The sequence below is a fragment of the Zhongshania marina genome (assembly GCF_002915595.1).
GTDB classification, from domain to species: domain Bacteria; phylum Pseudomonadota; class Gammaproteobacteria; order Pseudomonadales; family Spongiibacteraceae; genus Spongiibacter; species Spongiibacter marinus_B.
The window spans coordinates 19,893-37,666 of sequence record NZ_PQGG01000006.1 but is presented as its reverse complement, the minus strand read 5'-3'; the positions used below and the strand labels follow the sequence as shown (position 1 = coordinate 37,666).

Sequence of the window (17,774 nt, the reverse complement as noted above, 5' to 3'; positions counted from 1 at the left end):
GGTGTTGGGAAATTTCAGGGAGTATAGCAAAAAGAGCGAGTCGGGCGTCGGGTGTCGGAAGTCTGGCGAAAAGTCAAAAGCGGTTAGGAGCGAGTTTTAGATGAGTGCAGCGAATGCTTTTACGTCCTACATCAGGCTTTTAGCGAAATCCTGCGTCGGATGCCGAAGAGCGAGTCGGGTGTCGGGTGTCGGAAGTCTGACGAAACGTCAAAAGCAGTTAGGTGCGAGTTTTTTTACGTCCGACCCCCGACGTCTGACGTCCGACTAGCAATAGCACCTATGCAACTCCCCACTATCCATATCCAGCATCGTCATATGCCGTCCCCAAACGCAGCCGCTGTCTAGCGCAATAATATCGCTGCGATCTGTTTTACATTCCAGCGCGGCCCAGTGGCCGAAGATGAGGGTTTCTTCGCGGCTGCCTTCGGTTTGCCATTCGAACCAGGGCCGATACGGTGCGGGGATGTCTGCGGCGAAGCCTTTGAAGCTTAGTTGCAGTTGACCGTCGGCGTCGCAGATTCGCATACGGGTTAGATGATTGGTAATGGCGCGCAGGCGATCATAGCCGCTAAGGCTGTCGTCCCATGTTCGTGGTTCATCACCGTACATATTGCGGAAGAAGTCATTGGCGTCGGGGCTTTGTAATACGGTTTCTACTTCGCGGCTAAGCGCCAGCGCTTGCTCGCTTGTCCACGCGCTGGGGATACCTGCGTGGCTCATTAGGTAGCGGCCATCCTCAGACTTTAATATTAAAGCCTGTTGGCGCAGCCAGTGCATGAGTTCGTCGCAGTCTGGCGCGTTTAGAAGTGCCTCAAGGCTGGGGTGGCGCCCGCGGTCGGTGGTGCCGAGGGCTAAGGCTATGCAGTGCAGATCGTGGTTGCCCAGGGTAATTCGCAGGCTGTCTTTGATGTTGTATAGGTAGCGCAGAGTGTCGAGGGAGTCGGGGCCGCGGTTAACGAGGTCACCCACCAGCCAGAGTTGGTCGTGTTCGGGCTTGAAGTTGACGAGTTCTAGCAGGCATTGCAGGGGTTTTAAGCAGCCCTGCAAATCACCTACGGCGTAACGACTCACGGGATCCTCTCAGTGCAATGCCGAGGGGCGAGCGAGGGAGAAAATACCAATCGGTGCAATAAATGGCCGGCCAGAGGCGCTAATCATTTCGTAGCTGCCTTCCATCGTGCCAACAGCGGTGTCGATGACGGCGCCGGAGGTGTAGCTAAAAGACTCGCCGGGGCCAATTAGGGGCTGTTTGCCAATAACGCCTTCGCCTTGTACTTCTTGTACTTGGTTGTCGCCGTCGGTAATGATCCAGTGGCGATTGAGTAAGCGCACGGCTTCGTCGCCGGTATTGCGAATGGTGATGGTGTAGGCAAAGGCAAAGCGTTGTTGTGCGGGCTCTGATTGGTCGGGTAGAAATTGGCTTTCTACTTGAATTTCTACTGGTGCTGATTCTGGCATGATGTGCTCCGCAAATTACTCGCTGTTGCTGTCGACCGCGTTGGCGATGGCGACATATTCCGCTAAGCCCAGCTGCTCGGGTCGAAGGCCTGAGTCGATTCCCAAGCTTTCTATCGCCTCGCTATCGATAATCCCTTTTAGGGTGTTGCGCAAGGTTTTTCGGCGCTGGTTGAATGCGCTGCGCAGGACCGTTTGCAAAGTGTCGACGTTGTTCGCTGGGCACGGTGGTGTTTCGTAGGGTGTAAGTCTAACGATGGCGGATTGTACCTTGGGACGAGGGGTAAAAGCTTCCGGTGGAACGTCAAATAACGATTCTACTTCGCAATAGTACTGGGCCATGATGCCAAGGCGCCCGTAAGTTTTGCTGCCGGGCTGCGCAGCCAGCCGGTCGACTACTTCTTTTTGCAGCATAAAATGCATGTCAGTAATGCAGTTATGGGCGGTCAGAAGGTGAAAAATGAGCGGCGTTGAGATGTTGTAGGGAAGGTTGCCGACTACGCGCAACTTTTCGCCTGCAGCTAGGGCGGTGATGTCAAATTTAAGAGCGTCGCCTTGATGGATGCGAAAATTCGCTTCGCCACCGAATTTGGTTTCCAGAATGGGAATGAGGTCGCGGTCTAGCTCTATAACGTCGAGTTGACAGCCCGAGGCAAGAATGGATTCGGTAATGGCGCCTTGGCCCGGGCCGATTTCCAGCACCCGCTGATGTCCTAAGGGTGCAACCGAGCGCACGATGCGGCGAATAATACCTTGGTCATTTAAGAAGTTTTGGCCAAACCGTTTTCGTGCTTGATGAAGCGGTGGAGACTGCATTAATGATGATTCCTGCTGCTGTTCTCCGCCATCGAAATGGCGGTGGTGAGCGCGGCGTAGAAGCTGCCGCTGTCGGCGCGACCGCTGCCGGCTAAATCTAATGCGGTGCCGTGGTCGACGGAGGTGCGAACAATCGGCAAACCGAGGGTGATGTTGACGGCTCTGCCAAAGCCCTGATACTTGAGTACCGGAAGGCCTTGGTCGTGATACATGGCTAATACCGCATCACACTTATCTAAGTGCCGTGGCGTAAATGCTGTGTCTGCGGGTAGTGGGCCTTCGAGCTGCCAACCGCGCTGGCGCAGCTGCTCAAGGCAGGGAATAATTGTATCGATTTCTTCTCTGCCCATATGACCGCCTTCGCCGGCGTGGGGGTTTAGGCCCAAGACCAGAATACGCGGATTTTGACAGCCAAACTGCCGCAGCAATGAGGCGTGCAGAATTTCGGTCACGCGCTGCAGATTGTCGCCAGTAATGGCGGCTGGCACGGCACTTAGGGGGAGATGGGTGGTGACTAGGGCGACGCGTAGTTGCTCGCTGGCCAGCATCATGACGACTTTGTCGACTTCGCAACGCTCGGCCAGAAATTCGGTGTGGCCGCTAAACGGAATACCTGCATCGTTAATAATAGATTTCTGCACCGGCCCAGTGACCAAGCCTTGGCAGTCGCCACTTTTGCAGGCATCAGTCGCGCGGCTCAGGGTCTCTAAAACATATTTCGCATTATTGACGTTGAGGCTGCCCGCCTCGACAGGGCTGTGGCAGGAAATGCTCGCCACTTTTAAATGGCCGCTGCGATGCGCCTGTGCAGGCGCAGCAAAGTCGACTTCGCTGAGTTCCAGCGGTAGGCCAATATCGGCGGCGCGCTGCAACAACAAGCTGGGGTCTGCGAAGGCAATCAGTTCTGCGTCAAAGTCGTGCTGGGCGAGCTTCACCAGAAGTTCTGGTCCAACCCCGGCTGGTTCGCCGGGGGTGATGGCAATACGTAGGGGCATTAAATTTTAATGTCGACAAAGGCTTCGCTGCGGATTTTGCGTAGCCAGATATCAAGTTCGTCGGCGTATTTGCGCTCATGAAGTGCATTGCGAGCTATTTGCTTGCGCATATCTTCGGTGACGTCTTTAGTGCGACGGTCGATAACTTTAATCACATGCCAGCCGAATTGACTTGCAACGGGAACATGAATTTCACCGGGGGTGGTTTCGTCCATCGCCTTTTGGAATTCCGGTACTAGCTGGCCTGGGCTAGTCCAGCCGAGGTCGCCGCCTTCCTGTGCGGAGCCGATATCTTCAGAATACTCTTTGGCTAACTCGCGGAAATCCTCGCCATTTAGCGCGCGTTGGCGCAGCTGTTTGGCTAGGGCGATGGTCTGCGCTTCGTCGCGGATTGCTGAAGGCTTTAGCAGGATGTGGCTAGCGCGGGTTTGTTTAACAAGTTGTTTTACGCCGCGGCTTTCCAGCAGTTTGATGATATGGAAACCACTGGCACTTTGCAGCGGTTCAGACACATCGCCATCAGTCATTTTTGAAGCGACACCTTTAAAGAGTGCTGGTAATTCAGTGCCTTTGCGCCAGCCTAGGTCGCTAATGCTAATGTCGTCATTGGCGTTGTCGATGTCTTTGCCGGCCCGCAGTTGCGCGCTCAGTGACTTGGCTTTGTTCTCAGCTTGCGCGCGTTCGGCGACGGTTGCCTCTGAGGGAACGGGAATAAGCACGTGGGCGAAATGGAACTCAGGTGAGGTAACTTCTTTACCTTCTGATGATTGCAGGTAGTTTTGAATTTCCTGCTCGGTCACTTGAATTCGCTGGTTCACATTACCCATTTGCACGCGCTGCAAAATCATTTCGCGGGCGATCTGTTCGCGTATGGCAAGGTAGGAGGCGCCGCTGGCGACCAGTGTTTGTTGGAATTCAGACAGCGTCATATTGTTGTTAGCCGCAATCCGAGCCACCGCACCATTGAGCTCTTCATCGTCGATGCGCACACCGTAGCGATTCGCCATTTGCATTTGAATGTTTTCAAGCACGAGCAGGTCGAGTATCTCTTTACGCAACTCGTCATCCGGCGGTGCCTGCTTTCCGGTGCGGGCAATATTGGCTTTTATGGTATCAAAGCGCTCGTCAAGTTCGCTGGCGAGAATAATGTCGTCATCGACGATGGCCACCACTTTGTCTAGCCATTTAGTTTCAGCTTGGGTGAGCGGCGCGAGTGCTATCAGGAGCACAGCGGAGAAAACTTTAAATAAACGCATATTATTCATCAGATAAGTAGCCAAAAATACTGTCCTTTAAAACACTGGTAACTGCGGTGCCGAGGCCCCCCAGTCCTTTTAACTGAAATTCTATCAACACTGCGGAATTGTTTTGAGTTCCGGTATTGCCGATGCCACTGATGTTAGACCCATTGTCGTCGTCGGGTTCCAGCGCCCGCTGATAAACAATACGGGTGAGCCAGCAGCAGTTTTGATACTCCGCACCAATAAGGTTTTCAACGGGGCGGTCGTCTTCAAAATCATATTGGGTCTTGGCGAATAATTTCCACTGGTCGTTGATCGGTAGGCTCAGTGAGATATCGCCCTGCTTAACATCGTTTTCTAAACCGCCGAGATTATTACCTTCGCGGCGGAAGGTGTAGCCGGCATTTAACAGTGTGCCGTTATCGCTGCGCTGATGGTAGCTCAGATTGGTCTGATTAAGCACCCCTTGGCGGGCATCATACAGAATATCGGCACTTACCCAGCTATTGTCGTTGGGTAAAATGCGAATTTGTCCCGCTAAGTCTGAATTGCTGCTTTTGCGCTCTGGGTCGCCGGGCAGTTGTACGCGACCTTCGTCAAAGTAGTGCAGTTGGCCAATGCTGGTGGTTAATATTTCGCGACCGGCGTCGTTATTAATAAAGCGACTGCTGATGCCCACGGCGACTTGGTTGGCGTCGTCTAGCCGGTCGTGGCCGGTAAAGCGGGTGTCGCGGAAGAGTTGCTGATAGGTAAAAGTAAGTGCAGAGCTATCAAAATCGGGATGGTCGCTTTGATTTTCATATTCGGAGTAGCGATAGAAAAGCCGTGGCTCCAGGGTTTGGGTCCAATCTTGGTCGGCTACCGCTAAGTCGCGTTCAAAATAAAGGCCGCTGTCTATGCTGATTTGGCCGCTATTGGCATTGGGGCTGCCATCGACGCCGGCAAGATTGGCGTCTTCCAGCTCGTAACTTACGTGACGGGTTTTAAAGGCGGGTTCAATAAAGCCCCAGCGCCAGCGCATTGGCAGGCTCGCACCGGCGGTGCCGAATAGGCGGCGGCCGGTAATTTTGCTGCCGCCATCGCGGAGTTTGTCGCGGTGATCAAATTGGGTGTATTCAAACTCCATGCTGGGTTCTAGCTGGAAGTTTTTAGCAGGGGATTGATAATTTAGCCGCAGTTGGGGCAGCTTTTGATAGGGGTCTTCAACGGCGGCGATGGTTTGGTAGCGCTGCACTTCTATCCGGCCGGTCCAGTCGTCGGAGCTGTAATTGACGGCGGCTTGTTGATTGAGGTGGGTGCTGCGTTTTACTGCTAAATTTGCCAAACCTAGGTCGCTGAAATAATCGTCGTCACTGACTTTGGTGAAGTCAATTTCGGTGCCCCAGTGCTCATTCATATAGCCTTCTTCGCTCACCCCCAGCAGCCAGCGATCGGTTTCGCTTTTATTGTCGTTGGCTAGGTAGCTGGTGTTGACTGCCCACTCGCTGTACTTGTTTAAATAGCGCAGCTTGGTTTCCAGAGCCTCGCCGCGCTGCTCAATAAAGCGTGGGGTAATAATGGCGTCGTAGTTTGGCGCGAGGTTTAGATAGTAGGGAATCGAAATGTCTAAGCTGCTGTCGGCCACGCCAAATGATGGGAATAAAAACCCCGTGGCTCGGCGGTCATCAACCGGAAAATTCAAATAAGGGCTATAAAATACGGGAAAGTCATAGACTCTAATGCTCGTTCCCCGCGCGACACCGCGACCACTTTCGTAGTCGAGCTCGATACTGTCGGCGTGTAGCGACCAGGTCTCATTGTCTGGCGTACATTGGGTGTAGCTGGCGGTTTCTAGCTCAAAGCGAGTGTAGCCTGGGCGAGATATGCGTCCAGCGGTGCCGCGGGCGCCGGTGTCAAAGCTGAGAATTTCGGCCTGTTCTAATTCGCCAAACCCTTTGTTGGTGTCGATCTGCGCGTATTGGCCTCGCAGTAAAACCCCTGGCTGGCGTAAAACCACATTGTCGCGGAGCATGACGGTACTATTGCTGCGGTTGTATTGGGCATAGCCGGCATCTAGGCTGAGATCGCCCTTGCGAAGCTGCACATCGCCGGTCATGGTTGCTTTGCTGCCGACCGATTCGATGGTGTCGGCCGAGACATTTAATGGTGCGCGCACAGGGGCTTGGTTTGCGCCCTCCCAGTCCCGTAGCGGTTCGATAAATCGACCTTGGCAGCCTGGGGTTAATCCGCACTTTGATGCTTCGCTTAAATGTGAGTTGGGAACCCAGTGCCAATGCTGGTAATACGCTGGTAAATCCGAGGTGTCAGTATTAAGTGCCGATGCGTCGGTGCTGCCGCAATCTGCGGTGGTATCTACCTGCGCAATTGCCGAACCCGATAGGGCGGCGAGCAGTGATAAAAGAGATAGACGAAACACTGGCATCGGTTAGTGATTTTATTCTGATGATGGAGCCCGGATTGGCGAAGGTGGATAATAAAGCATTCTCTGCTAGGATGCCCGCCTGAGTGCATAAAAGGCTGAAAATCTCGTCTGCAGAGGTCTCATCAAGGTCGTTAACGGAACAAAATATGGATCAAATTTTAAGCGAACTGCACAGCTGGTGCCTTCAGCAGTTGTCTTTGTCTTCAGCAGATGCGGCGAATGCGTTAGAGGTTGTGTCGGGGGATGCCAGTTTTAGGCGCTATTACCGCTTGCCCTTAACGGCAGGTGGCAGCGTGATTGCCGTCCACGCGCCGCCAGAGAAAGAAGATAATTTGGCCTTCGCAACGGTTCAGGAATTACTGCATCGTCACGGTGCGCGGGTGCCAAAATTGCTGGCTTGGGATGAGCCCCGAGGTTTTTTATTGCAGGAGGATTTTGGCGACCAATTGCTGTGTCCGATGCTCGTGAACAGCGCTGCGGCAGACCATTATTATCGGCAAGCGTTTCGCACTCTGCTGGCCATGCAGGCCATTCCGGCAGAAGAGCACAGTTTGCCCCACTACGATAGCGGGCGCTTGCACACGGAAATGGCGCTGTTCCCCGAGTGGTTTGTGCAGGGTTTATTGGATTACACCCTCAGCGCCGATGAGCGAACCATGTTAAATGAGGCCTTTGAGCAGCTGAGCCAGCGCGCTTTGCAGCAAACTCAGGTAGTGGTGCATCGAGACTTCCATAGTCGCAACCTCATGGTATTGGCAGATGAGCGCCTTGGCATGATCGATTTCCAAGACGCGGTGCTCGGCCCTATCAGTTATGACCTTGTTTCACTGGTGCGAGATTGTTACATCAGTTGGGCGCCGGAGCAGGTAGACGACTGGATTGGCATTTACCGGCAAATGGCGATACGCGCCGGTGTTTTGACAAATGTAAGTGAAGCGGATTTTTTGCAGGACGTCGATTGGATGGGCGTGCAGCGGCACATAAAAGTGCTGGGAATATTTGCTCGCCTGCATCTGCGCGATGGCAAATCTGGCTATTTAGGTGATTTACCGCTGGTGATTGCTTACACCCTTAGCGTGGCTAGCCAGTATCCCGAGTTTGAAGATTTTTGTGCTTGGTTTGTCGAGAAGCTCATGCCCCGTATCGTCAAACAGCCTTGGTATAAGGACGTTGAGCTGTGAGGGCAATGATTCTTGCCGCTGGCTTGGGTACGCGGATGCGACCTTTGACCGACCACACGCCAAAGCCCCTGCTACGCGCAGGCGGCAAAGCCTTGATTGACTACCATATCGAAAAACTGGCGGCGGCCGGTATTTGCAATATTGTGGTCAACTGCTCGTGGCTGGCAGATCAGCTAGAAGAATACTTGGGTGACGGCAGTCGTTACGGTGTCCGCATCTTTGTTTCTCGGGAAGAGGAGCCCTTGGAAACCGGCGGCGGCATTGTGCAAGCCCTGCCCTTGCTGTGTGAGGATGGCGGTGATGATCCTTTTCTGGTCGTGAATGGCGATATTTGGACAGATTTCGATTTTGCGAGCCTGCGGGATATTCATCCGGTAGCCGGGCATTTGGTGATGATAAAAAACCCACCGCATAATCCGCAGGGTGATTTTGCATTGGGTGAGAATAATAGACTTGCGGAAAAATCAGGCGCCGGCGAGGACGCTTACACCTTCTCCGGGATTAGCGTTTGGCGGCCATCGGTATTTAGTGGCTTTGTCTGCGGTAAGCGCGCCTTAAAGCCCATCATGGATGCCGCCATCGCAAACAAGGCCTTAAGCGGACAGTTATACGAGGGGCATTGGTGGGACATTGGTACCCCCGAGCGTCTAGCGGCATTGGATGCATTTTTGGCGCTATAAGGCGATGGCTGAATCTCTTGGCAGATTGCCGTAAAATGCGCCGACGGCGTTTGTGGCCTGTGAACACCTACAATCAATTTATTAAGCGGAAACCAAGATGGCAGATTACTGGATAGCCCCTTCAATATTATCAGCAAATTTTGCCTGTTTGGGCGCGGAAGTTGACGCCGTGCTAGAGGCCGGTGCCGACATCGTCCACTTCGATGTAATGGATAATCACTACGTGCCAAACCTGACTATTGGTCCTATGGTGTGCAAGGCGCTGCGTAAACATGGTGTAAAAGCGCCGATTGACGTGCATTTAATGGTCGAGCCGGTGGATCGTATGATTGGCGATTTTGCCGAGGCAGGCGCGAGTATTATTACCTTTCATCCAGATGCCTCTACCCACGTTGACCGCTCTTTACAGATGATTCGCGATGCGGGTTGCAAAGCCGGCTTGGTTTTAAATCCCGCAGTCGGCCCAGAGGTTTTGAAGTATGTGATGGATAAACTCGACATGATTTTATTAATGTCGGTAAACCCTGGCTTTGGTGGCCAGAGTTTTATTCCGTCAACCATAGATAAAATAAAAGAAGTGCGGGCACTTATTGATGCCTCAGGTCGCGATATTCGCCTTGAAGTAGATGGTGGGATTTCTGCAAAAAATATTGCGGAAATTGCCGCAGCGGGGGCAGATACGTTTGTTGCCGGTTCTGCAATCTTTAACGGCGGCGACTATGCTGAGGTTATTGAAAAAATGCGAAGTGAATTGGCTGGCGTATGAAAAAACTGCAGGACTTGCTTGAAGGTCGAGAACTAAAAGCTATTTTATTCGATCTAGATGGCACTCTAATTGACAGTGTGCCGGATTTGGCTGCCGCGCTAGATGCAAGTTTAGAGCAGCTAAATTACACGCCGGCAGGTCTTGCGCGTACGCGATCTTGGGTTGGCAATGGCGCGCGAAAATTAGTACAGCGCGCATTGGCCCACGCCTTAGAAATTCCAGAAAAATCTGTTAGCTCCGCCTTAATAGATCAATTACTCACAGTGTTTTTTGGCTATTACGGTGAGCAAAGCTGTGAGCAAACGGTTCTGTACCCCGGCGTTAATAGCGCGCTGCTTAGTTGGCACGGACAGGGTGTTCGCATGGCTTGCGTGACAAATAAACCTGCTCGCTTTAGTCAGCCTATTTTGAAACACTTTGGTATGGATGTGTTCATGCCGGTGTTGATAGGGGGCGATACACTCAGCGTACGCAAACCAGACCCCGCGCCTTTGCTTTTAGCCTGCGAGCAACTAGGTGTTGATGTTGCTAATACGGTGATGGTGGGTGATTCTGTTAATGATGTAAGGGCCGCGCGGGCAGCGGGTATGCCGGTAGCCTGCGTGAGTTATGGCTACAATCACGGCGCGCCGGTGGCGGATGAAAATCCTGACTTATTAGTTGACCACTTTTCAGACTTGCTCGCTAACTAGTACTGCGTAAAATTTATTAAAGAACGTTCGCCCATTCTTAAATATCTTCTCGACTTAGGTCTTCTCTTTAGTTGCGATGCTATGCGCGTTAATACGTATATGGCATTCGATTATAGCAATAGTAAACGGCCGCCCTGCATTTTATAGTGGTATTTCTTAGTGGTGTCTCCGTAATTTACTATCAGACAAGGGCGTTGGAATGCAGGGCGAGTCTCGGGTGTTAGCCATAGGCGAGAAAGGCAGCATCGCACGACAAATACTCTTTCCCTTATTGCTGCTCATTGTCGTCAGCAATATTGTCGTTGTATCAATTATTATGCGTCAGTTAGATACGCAGCTATTGTCGGCGGCACAGCACAAGCTAAATCAAATATCTCAATTGCAGGCTGTAAAATTCACATCAAACATTAATGAGCTTATTAATGATGTGTTGATTGTCTCGCGCACGGCACCGGTAAGGGCAATAGCGAATGAAAGCGTTGGCAAGAACGCCAGTGTGAGCGGCGGTATATCTGTCGAGGCATGGAAGCACCAGCTAAGTATAATTTTTACTGAAATCCTCGGTTTCAAAGGTCGCTACGACCAGATTCGTTTAATACTCGCAGATGGAACAGAGTGGTTGCGGATAGATCGTCATGGTGATCAAAACGCAGTGCGCGTTGTCGATGATGAAAAACTACAAGACAAGTCCGCAACAAACTATTTTCAGGAGACCTTGAAGTTAAAATCTGGCGAAGTGTATTTGTCGGATATTGAATTGAATCGTGAGTTTGGAAAGGTCGCTCTGCCTGAAAGACCCGTAATTCGAGCGTCTACGCCGGTGTATGCTGATGATGGCACTATTTTTGGTATCTTAGTTTTTAATGAAAATTTACAGGATGATTTTGAGGGCCTGCGGAGCTTGGCAGGTGACGACACCAATGTGTTGCTGAGTAATAGCGTCGGAGAATATATCTTACATCCCGAGGCAAATAAGCGATTCCAGTTTGAATATAATCGCAGTTCAAGCATATTTGCTGATTATCCAGCGGCTAAAGAATTGTTGGCAGCTACGGGTGATAGCTTTGAGACTGGTATCGCGGGTAAGGGGGGTGAGCAGCAAGTATATTCTTTGCGGACTATTGTTTATGGTTCCGGCGGTCCTAGTAGCCGCTTAATTGTTGCCACAAGTTATGATTTATCTGCAGCGCTGCAAGTAAAATCCCATTTATTAAAGCAGATCTATTTTTTACTAATTCTGATAACAGTAATAGCGGTGTTGCTGTCTATTATTGTTGCTAGACGAATAGCTAAGCCAATTGTGCGGATGAGAAACGCCTTGACGGATCAGGGCCTCAATACGCAAAGCACAGAATTGCCGCTTACTTCCAGTGGCGAGGTTGGAGATCTTGCTCGCGTATTTGAGCAATTTATAACTGAGCTTTCGCGTCGCCAAAAAATACTGCATGCCGAAGTTCAGGAGCGAAAAAGCGCGCAAGCAGAGCTTGAAGAAAATAATAAGAAGCTAGTTTCCTTGAATCGAGAGATGGAGCAGTTCGCATATATTGCCTCCCACGATTTGCAGGAACCACTGCGTACAGTAGCTAGCTTTGTTGATTTGCTAGTAGAGCATAATGCTGAACAGCAGGATGAACAGGTGAAAGTGTTTCATGGCTTTATACTTGATTCGGTTCAGCGTATGCGTGATTTGGTGACGGCCTTGCTAGACTACAGTCGCTTGGGGGCTGATTCTGAGCGAGAAGAAGTTGATTGCCAGCAGTTATTAAATGACGTGTGCGAGGACTTGGGTGCAAGGATTGAAGATACCCAGGCTGAAATACACTATTCTGATTTGCCGTGTATTGCTGGCAAGCGCACCGAACTTAGAATGCTGTTTCAGAATATGATTAGCAATGGCATAAAATTCTCAAGGCAAGATGTTAGACCGTGTATACACATAAGTGCCGAGCGTGGAGAGGATGAATGGGTATTCCGCGTGCGGGATAATGGCATAGGTATTAGTTCAGCGCATTTTGATAAAATTTTTAATATTTTTCAGCGTCTGCATAATCGAGAAGACTTCGAAGGCGCTGGCATAGGTTTGGCGCACTGTAAAAAAATCGTTCAGATGCACAGTGGTAAAATTTGGTTGGAGTCGAGTCTCGGAGAGGGTTCCACGTTCTATTTTAGTTTGAGGGATATCGATAATGGATAAGTTGAAGAGTGTGGTGTTGATTGACGACTGCAAGGCAACGAATTACATCCACCGTTTAATCATAGAAAAATATGGCTTTGCGGAAGCGATAACGGAATTTATGAATGGCAAAGAGGCAATAGACTACCTCTCGACGGAGGTGGATGGCGAGTTTCCAACGCCAGAGCTAATTTTTCTCGATTTAAATATGCCGGTTATGAACGGTTGGGAGTTTCTAGAAAGCTACAAACACCTTCCCAGTAATCAGCAGGCCGGCGTTGTGGTAGTGATGTTAACAACCTCTTTAAACCCCGATGACGAAGCGCAGGCGGACAATATCGACGGGGTAAAGGCTTTTTCGAGCAAGCCACTAACAATTGAAAAATTAGACGGCGTGTTAGCAGAATTTTATCCTCGCAGTGTACGTGAGCTACCTTAATTATCGCTATTCTTGTTAATTTGAATTCTAATATGCCTACGAAATCGAATTAAATTAGTGATACTTAGTTATGAGTAGTATTTTTTGTCCGGCATTGTTCATAGCCGCACCATCTTCTGGTCAGGGAAAAACCACCATCACTGCGGCAATCTCCCGCTACCATCGCTTACAGGGACGTAAGGTTCGTATTTTTAAGATGGGGCCAGACTATCTCGACCCACAAATTTTAGAGCAGGCTTCGGGGCACCCCGTGGTGCAGTTAGATTTATGGATGGCGGGGGAGGAATACTGTCGTCATCAATTCTATAAGGCGGCTGAAACGGCTGATTTAATTTTAGTCGAAGGCGCAATGGGCATGTTTGACGGCGAGCCTTCAAGTGCAGATTTGGCCGCGACTTTTGGTATTCCAGTGGCATTGCTGATGGACGTTAAGGGCATGGCTCAGACCGCCGCAGCTCTAGCAACGGGGTTGGCAAATTATCGCGACGATGTGCGTGTGGTCGGCTTGATTGCGAATAACTGTGCCTCTGAACGGCACCGCCAATTAATAGCTGATGCCCTGCCTAGCGAGTTACCTTTGTTGGCAACAATCAGTCGAGATCCTGAAATCAGTTTGCCAGAGCGTCACTTGGGCTTGGTGCAGGCAAGTGAAGTGAGTGTTGAACTAGAGGCCTGCTTTAATAAAGCGGCGGAGATGATTGCCCAGGGGGAGCTTGCAAGTCTGCCTGAGCCCGTCGAATTCAAACAATGTAATCTGCCGGCAGTACCACGCACTCTAGAGGGTAAGCGTATTGCCATAGCGCGGGACGAAGCCTTTAGTTTTATCTACGCGGCTAATGTGCAATTGCTAGAGGATATGGGGGCGGAATTGCTGTATTTCTCTCCTATTCGCGACGAACAGTTGCCCACTGCTGATGCCCTGTGGCTACCCGGTGGCTATCCTGAATTGCACGCCAAGGCATTGGCAGAAAACCATCATTTAAAAGTGCAGATCCGCGATTTTTATTGCGCTGATAAGCCAATATTGGCTGAATGCGGTGGCTTTATGTACTGCCTAGAATCCTTGCGTGATCTAGAGGGGCAGCAATTTTCGATGCTAGGCTTATTAGACGGTGATGCGGCTATGCGTGAGCGCGGAGGTTGTCAGGGTATGCAATTCGCAGTTCTGCCGGAAGGGGAGTTGCGTGCTCATTCCCATCACCGTTCAGCAGCGGAGAATACGCCCGCGCCAATAAGTTATGGGCGTCGTCAGCGGCACCCCGCACCGGGAGAGGCAATTTTCCGAGCGAAAGGATTAACGGCATCGTATTTACATTTGTTTTTCCCGTCTAATCCCAGCGCGCTAACGGCGCTGTTTGCTGCCAAAGAAGCGTGATTTTTACTTTCTATTGAGTTAGAGTTGCGGCGCATTTTTAGGTTCTCTTGTTATTGAGATTAATAGGGAATTCGCTAGCAAGGCGGTAATACACCGCTTTTGCTTGAATCGAAGCTGTCCCCGCAACTGTATGCGTTTAGCATTAGCCGTAGCCACTGAGTTTTATTCCTTTTGTTTGGAAGGAATGCTTGGGAAGGAGGTTGGTGCATTAATAGATGATTGTGGCCCTGCCATAGCGCTGTTTGAAGACCTGAGCCAGTAGACCTGCCTGATATGCGATTACCTGATGGTCGGGGTGTGCAATCAGGAGTGAACGTCTACAAAACGGCCGCCGGTCGTTGCAGTGAGCGATCCCTTTTACTTTTCCCGACGCCATCAAGATTTTTATAATCGAGAGGCGATTCTTTTGAAAAAATTATTCTACATTATGATGGCAGTCAGTTTGGCTGCGCCCCATTCTCTTGTATTTGCCGCAGGTGTGAGCGGTGAATTAGTTAGAGATGTTGAAGAGGTGTATGTGGCGGGTGACGCCGCGACCGCGCAAAGCTTGGCTAATTCTGAGGCCGCTTCGGTGGGTACTGTGTTGGCGGCTCAAATTGAGCATCGTCCGGCCCTGCGTCCAGCGGAGCTGTTAGAAACTATTCCGGGCATGGTGGTTACCCAGCACAGTGGTGATGGCAAGGCGAATCAATACTTTCTGCGTGGTTTTAATTTGGATCACGGCAGTGATTTTTCGAATTATGTTGATGGCGTGCCGGTGAATATGGTGAGTCATGGTCACGGCCAAGGTTACACCGATTTGAATTTTCTTATTCCGGAATTGGTTGATCGCATTGTTTATCGCAAAGGGCCATACAACGCGGAGTCGGGCGATTTTTCCTCTGCGGGTTCTGCACGCACTGCATATAAACGGCAAATCGATACCCAAAACATAAAACTGACGGTGGGTGAAAACGGCTATGGTAGGGTCTTGGTATACGGCGGTGACGATATGGCGGGGGGCCATTTAGTGTATGCCGTTGAATCCATGCAGAACGACGGCCCTTGGCAGGTAGAGGAGGGCTTTGATAAGAAAAATGCAGTCCTTAAATTTAGCCACGGTGAATTTGATCGTGGTTACAGCCTAACTGCCTTGGCATACGAGGCTGACTGGACGTCTACAGACCAAATTCCCCAGCGCTTGGTGCGCAGTGGCGCTATTGATCGTTACGGCTCGCTTGACGACAGCACCGGTGGTGATACCCATCGCTATAGTTTGTCAGCAGAATTGTGGTCACAACTGAGTGATAGCTTACGCCTAGATAGTCAATTCTATGTATTCGACTATGAGCTGCGCCTAACCTCTAACGCCAGCTATTTTTCTCGTGACGATATTGATGACCCGGATTTCCGCGGCGACCAATTTACCCAGTTTGATAATCGTATGGGCTATGGCGGTCACTTGGCATTTAGCCAGATATTAAGCAAACAGCACGAATTAAATTACGGCGCAGAATTGCGCATTGATAATATTAGTGATGTTGGTGTGGGCTTTAGTCAGCAAGCAAAAATATACGATTTATTTGCGCGGGCAGCTATCGATGAAACCGCCTTAGGTGTGTACGGCAGTGTTCATAGTCAGTGGTCTGACTGGTTTGCGACGATTGCCGGTTTACGCTACCAGACTATTGATGTGTCGGTGGAGGCAAAGCGCATTGGCGACGATGAAGGTGATGATAGGGAGGCCTTACTATCACCGAAATTATCGTTGCGATTTGGCCCCTTTGCAGAAACTGAATTTTTTATAAATTATGGTGAAGGTTTTCATAGCAATGACGCGCGGGGCGTGATCCGCGCAGCGGGTGATTCGGTGCCATTGCTGTCTGAATCTACCGGTTACGAGCTAGGACTGCGCAGTCTGTTAGCGCAAGATGTGCAGTTGTCGCTAGTGCTTTTCCGTTTGGATTTAGATTCTGAACTGGTGTTTGTTGGCGATGAGTCCATCACTGAGCCTCGGGATGCCACTCGCCGCGAGGGTATTGAAGTAAGTGTGTTCTATCAGCCGGTAGAGTGGTTTGTGTTAGATGTTGATTATGCAAGATCGAAAACACGTTTTAAAAATCAGCAGTTCGACGGCGCTACCGCACTAGGTAAAAACGTGCCAGACAGTGTTGAGAATGTATTTGCGATGGGCGCGAGTATTGAGCTCGACAACGGCATTTATGGCGGTGCGAGATTGCGATATTTCGGCCCGCGCAATTTAAATGAAGCGGGTGATGTTGAGTCTAGCGCCTCGCATATTCTGAATGCGAATATTGGCTACCGCTTTAATAATGGGGTGTCTTTGGGCTTAGAAGTGATAAATGTCTTGGATGATAGCGACGATGATATTACCTATTATTATGCCTCGCGCACTGCTGAGGAGCGTTTAGCGGGTATAGATCCCATTGACGATCTTCACTCGCATCCTATGGAACCAAGAACCTTTAGAGCTTCAATAGCTTATCAATTTTAATGCTGTAAAACGGCGCGTAAAATAGCAGCGTGATGGCTATCTGTGAAGGTGGCCGTCATGCTCTCGTCATCAACTGACACTATCCTCGCTACTCAATACTGAATTTTTGGCAAAGGGCCTCGGGCTAAATTGTCATAAATTTGTCTTCAAAAAGCCCTCTGTTTGTCACTTTAAAGTCCTAATCTTGCCACAAATGCATAAAGAGGATGCATGAGCGTGGAAACAAGGAATCGATACAAAACCATCTGGTTGTCCGACATACATCTCGGCTTTAAAGATTGCCGAGCCAACTACCTCCTTAATTTTTTGAACAGTGTTGAATGCGAGACGCTATATCTCGTAGGCGATGTGGTCGATCTGTGGGCGTTAAAGCGTACTTTTCACTGGCCGGCAAACCACTACGATGTGGTAAGGGCGTTGTTCGCCAAGGCCAGCGAAGGAACCCGCGTGGTTTATATTCCCGGCAACCATGACGAGCCGATGCGCGACTATGTTGGCCATATTCTTGGTCCAATCGAGATTAAGCGCGAAGCAATTCACAGCACCGTCGACGGCAAACGCTTATTAATGTTCCACGGCGATTGTTTAGACGAGCATATCCGCTTAAGTAAATGGGAGAACCTAATCGGTGATGCCGCTTACGACTTCCTATTATTTTTGAATCGCTGGGCTAATTTTTTCCGCCGTCGCTTTGGGCGTAATTATTGGTCGCTGGCTACGTATATCAAACAGCGTATTCCCAATGCCCGTCAGGTTATTAATGTATTTGAAGAAGCCGCGGTGAAAGAGGCAAGCCGACGCGGTTTGGACGGCGTCATCTGTGGCCATATTCACCAGCCGGCACTGAAAAAAATAAAGGGCTTGTTGTACTGCAATGATGGCGATTGGATCGAAAACTGCACTTTATTAGGCGAAACCCATGAGGGCAATCTTGAGTTGCTGCAGTGGACTGAGCATCAAACTTTATTGCAAAGCATGGCTGGCAATGGCGGCCCAGCTAAAGCGGATATTCTCCCGCTGCGTCGCGCCGGATAATAATCAGAGG

General features: G+C 50.4%; 15 protein-coding genes and 1 riboswitch. Of the genes, 9 read left to right on the top strand and 6 right to left on the bottom strand.

Translation table 11 applies throughout. The annotated features are described in order from the left end of the window. Window positions 1-264 precede the first annotated feature (264 nt). Genes C0068_RS01835 through C0068_RS01810 form a run of 6 tightly spaced genes read right to left on the bottom strand, consistent with a single transcriptional unit; the run spans window position 265 to window position 6,929 of the window. Window positions 265-1,071: a symmetrical bis(5'-nucleosyl)-tetraphosphatase gene (locus tag C0068_RS01835; protein ID WP_103682791.1), complete on the bottom strand. Its 807-nt coding sequence runs from the start codon at window positions 1,069-1,071 to the stop codon at window positions 265-267. Window positions 1,072-1,080: 9 nt separating this feature from the next. Continuing rightward, the gene (gene apaG / locus C0068_RS01830; protein ID WP_103682790.1) at window positions 1,081-1,458 is read right to left on the bottom strand and encodes a Co2+/Mg2+ efflux protein ApaG; all 378 of its coding nucleotides are present in this window, start codon (window positions 1,456-1,458) and stop codon (window positions 1,081-1,083) included. Window positions 1,459-1,473: 15 nt separating this feature from the next. Continuing rightward, complete coding sequence (gene rsmA, locus C0068_RS01825) at window positions 1,474-2,271, bottom strand: 16S rRNA (adenine(1518)-N(6)/adenine(1519)-N(6))-dimethyltransferase RsmA (protein WP_103682789.1); 798 nt, start codon at window positions 2,269-2,271, stop codon at window positions 1,474-1,476. Continuing rightward, window positions 2,271-3,266 carry a 4-hydroxythreonine-4-phosphate dehydrogenase PdxA gene (pdxA, locus tag C0068_RS01820; protein WP_103682788.1) on the bottom strand — a complete coding sequence of 332 codons (996 nt, stop codon included), beginning with the start codon at window positions 3,264-3,266 and terminating at the stop codon, window positions 2,271-2,273. Before pdxA ends, rsmA begins: the two co-directional genes overlap by 1 nt. Beyond that, a complete protein-coding gene (locus C0068_RS01815; RefSeq protein ID WP_103682787.1) occupies window positions 3,266-4,546 on the bottom strand; it encodes a peptidylprolyl isomerase in 1,281 nt (426 codons plus the stop codon). Before C0068_RS01815 ends, pdxA begins: the two co-directional genes overlap by 1 nt. Then, window positions 4,524-6,929, bottom strand: coding sequence for an LPS-assembly protein LptD (locus C0068_RS01810; protein ID WP_103682786.1), 2,406 nt, complete (start codon window positions 6,927-6,929; stop codon window positions 4,524-4,526). Before C0068_RS01810 ends, C0068_RS01815 begins: the two co-directional genes overlap by 23 nt. Window positions 6,930-7,075: 146 nt before the next feature. Here C0068_RS01810 and C0068_RS01805 point away from each other — a divergent pair, with 146 nt between their 5' ends. The 9 genes from C0068_RS01805 to C0068_RS01765 all read left to right on the top strand — a co-directional run bounded on the left by C0068_RS01805 (window position 7,076) and on the right by C0068_RS01765 (window position 17,764). Next, complete coding sequence (locus tag C0068_RS01805; protein ID WP_103682785.1) at window positions 7,076-8,110, top strand: aminoglycoside phosphotransferase family protein; 1,035 nt, start codon at window positions 7,076-7,078, stop codon at window positions 8,108-8,110. Window positions 8,111-8,115: 5 nt separating this feature from the next. Beyond that, window positions 8,116-8,790 (top strand): N-acetylmuramate alpha-1-phosphate uridylyltransferase MurU, encoded by a 675-nt coding sequence (murU, locus tag C0068_RS01800; RefSeq protein WP_199176087.1) that lies wholly within the window; start codon window positions 8,116-8,118, stop codon window positions 8,788-8,790. Between the two features lie 97 nt (window positions 8,791-8,887). Further along, window positions 8,888-9,556, top strand: coding sequence for a ribulose-phosphate 3-epimerase (rpe, locus tag C0068_RS01795; RefSeq protein ID WP_103682783.1), 669 nt, complete (start codon window positions 8,888-8,890; stop codon window positions 9,554-9,556). Further along, window positions 9,553-10,248, top strand: coding sequence for a phosphoglycolate phosphatase (locus tag C0068_RS01790; protein ID WP_103682782.1), 696 nt, complete (start codon window positions 9,553-9,555; stop codon window positions 10,246-10,248). The genes rpe and C0068_RS01790 overlap by 4 nt, the downstream gene beginning before the upstream one ends. A 199-nt stretch (window positions 10,249-10,447) precedes the next feature. Next, on the top strand, window positions 10,448-12,442 hold the full coding sequence (locus C0068_RS01785; protein WP_103682781.1) for a sensor histidine kinase: 1,995 nt from the start codon (window positions 10,448-10,450) through the stop codon (window positions 12,440-12,442). Beyond that, on the top strand, window positions 12,435-12,860 hold the full coding sequence (locus C0068_RS01780) for a response regulator (RefSeq protein WP_103682780.1): 426 nt from the start codon (window positions 12,435-12,437) through the stop codon (window positions 12,858-12,860). The genes C0068_RS01785 and C0068_RS01780 overlap by 8 nt, the downstream gene beginning before the upstream one ends. A gap of 70 nt (window positions 12,861-12,930) precedes the next feature. Continuing rightward, window positions 12,931-14,235: a cobyrinic acid a,c-diamide synthase CobB gene (locus tag C0068_RS01775; protein WP_103682779.1), complete on the top strand. Its 1,305-nt coding sequence runs from the start codon at window positions 12,931-12,933 to the stop codon at window positions 14,233-14,235. 22 nt (window positions 14,236-14,257) lie between these two features. Then, window positions 14,258-14,520: riboswitch (cobalamin riboswitch) on the top strand. Between the two features lie 121 nt (window positions 14,521-14,641). Next, complete coding sequence (locus tag C0068_RS01770; protein ID WP_146047821.1) at window positions 14,642-16,729, top strand: TonB-dependent receptor; 2,088 nt, start codon at window positions 14,642-14,644, stop codon at window positions 16,727-16,729. 216 nt (window positions 16,730-16,945) lie between these two features. Continuing rightward, window positions 16,946-17,764, top strand: a complete 819-nt coding sequence (locus C0068_RS01765) for a UDP-2,3-diacylglucosamine diphosphatase (RefSeq protein WP_199176084.1) — start codon at window positions 16,946-16,948, stop codon at window positions 17,762-17,764. Window positions 17,765-17,774 lie beyond the last annotated feature (10 nt).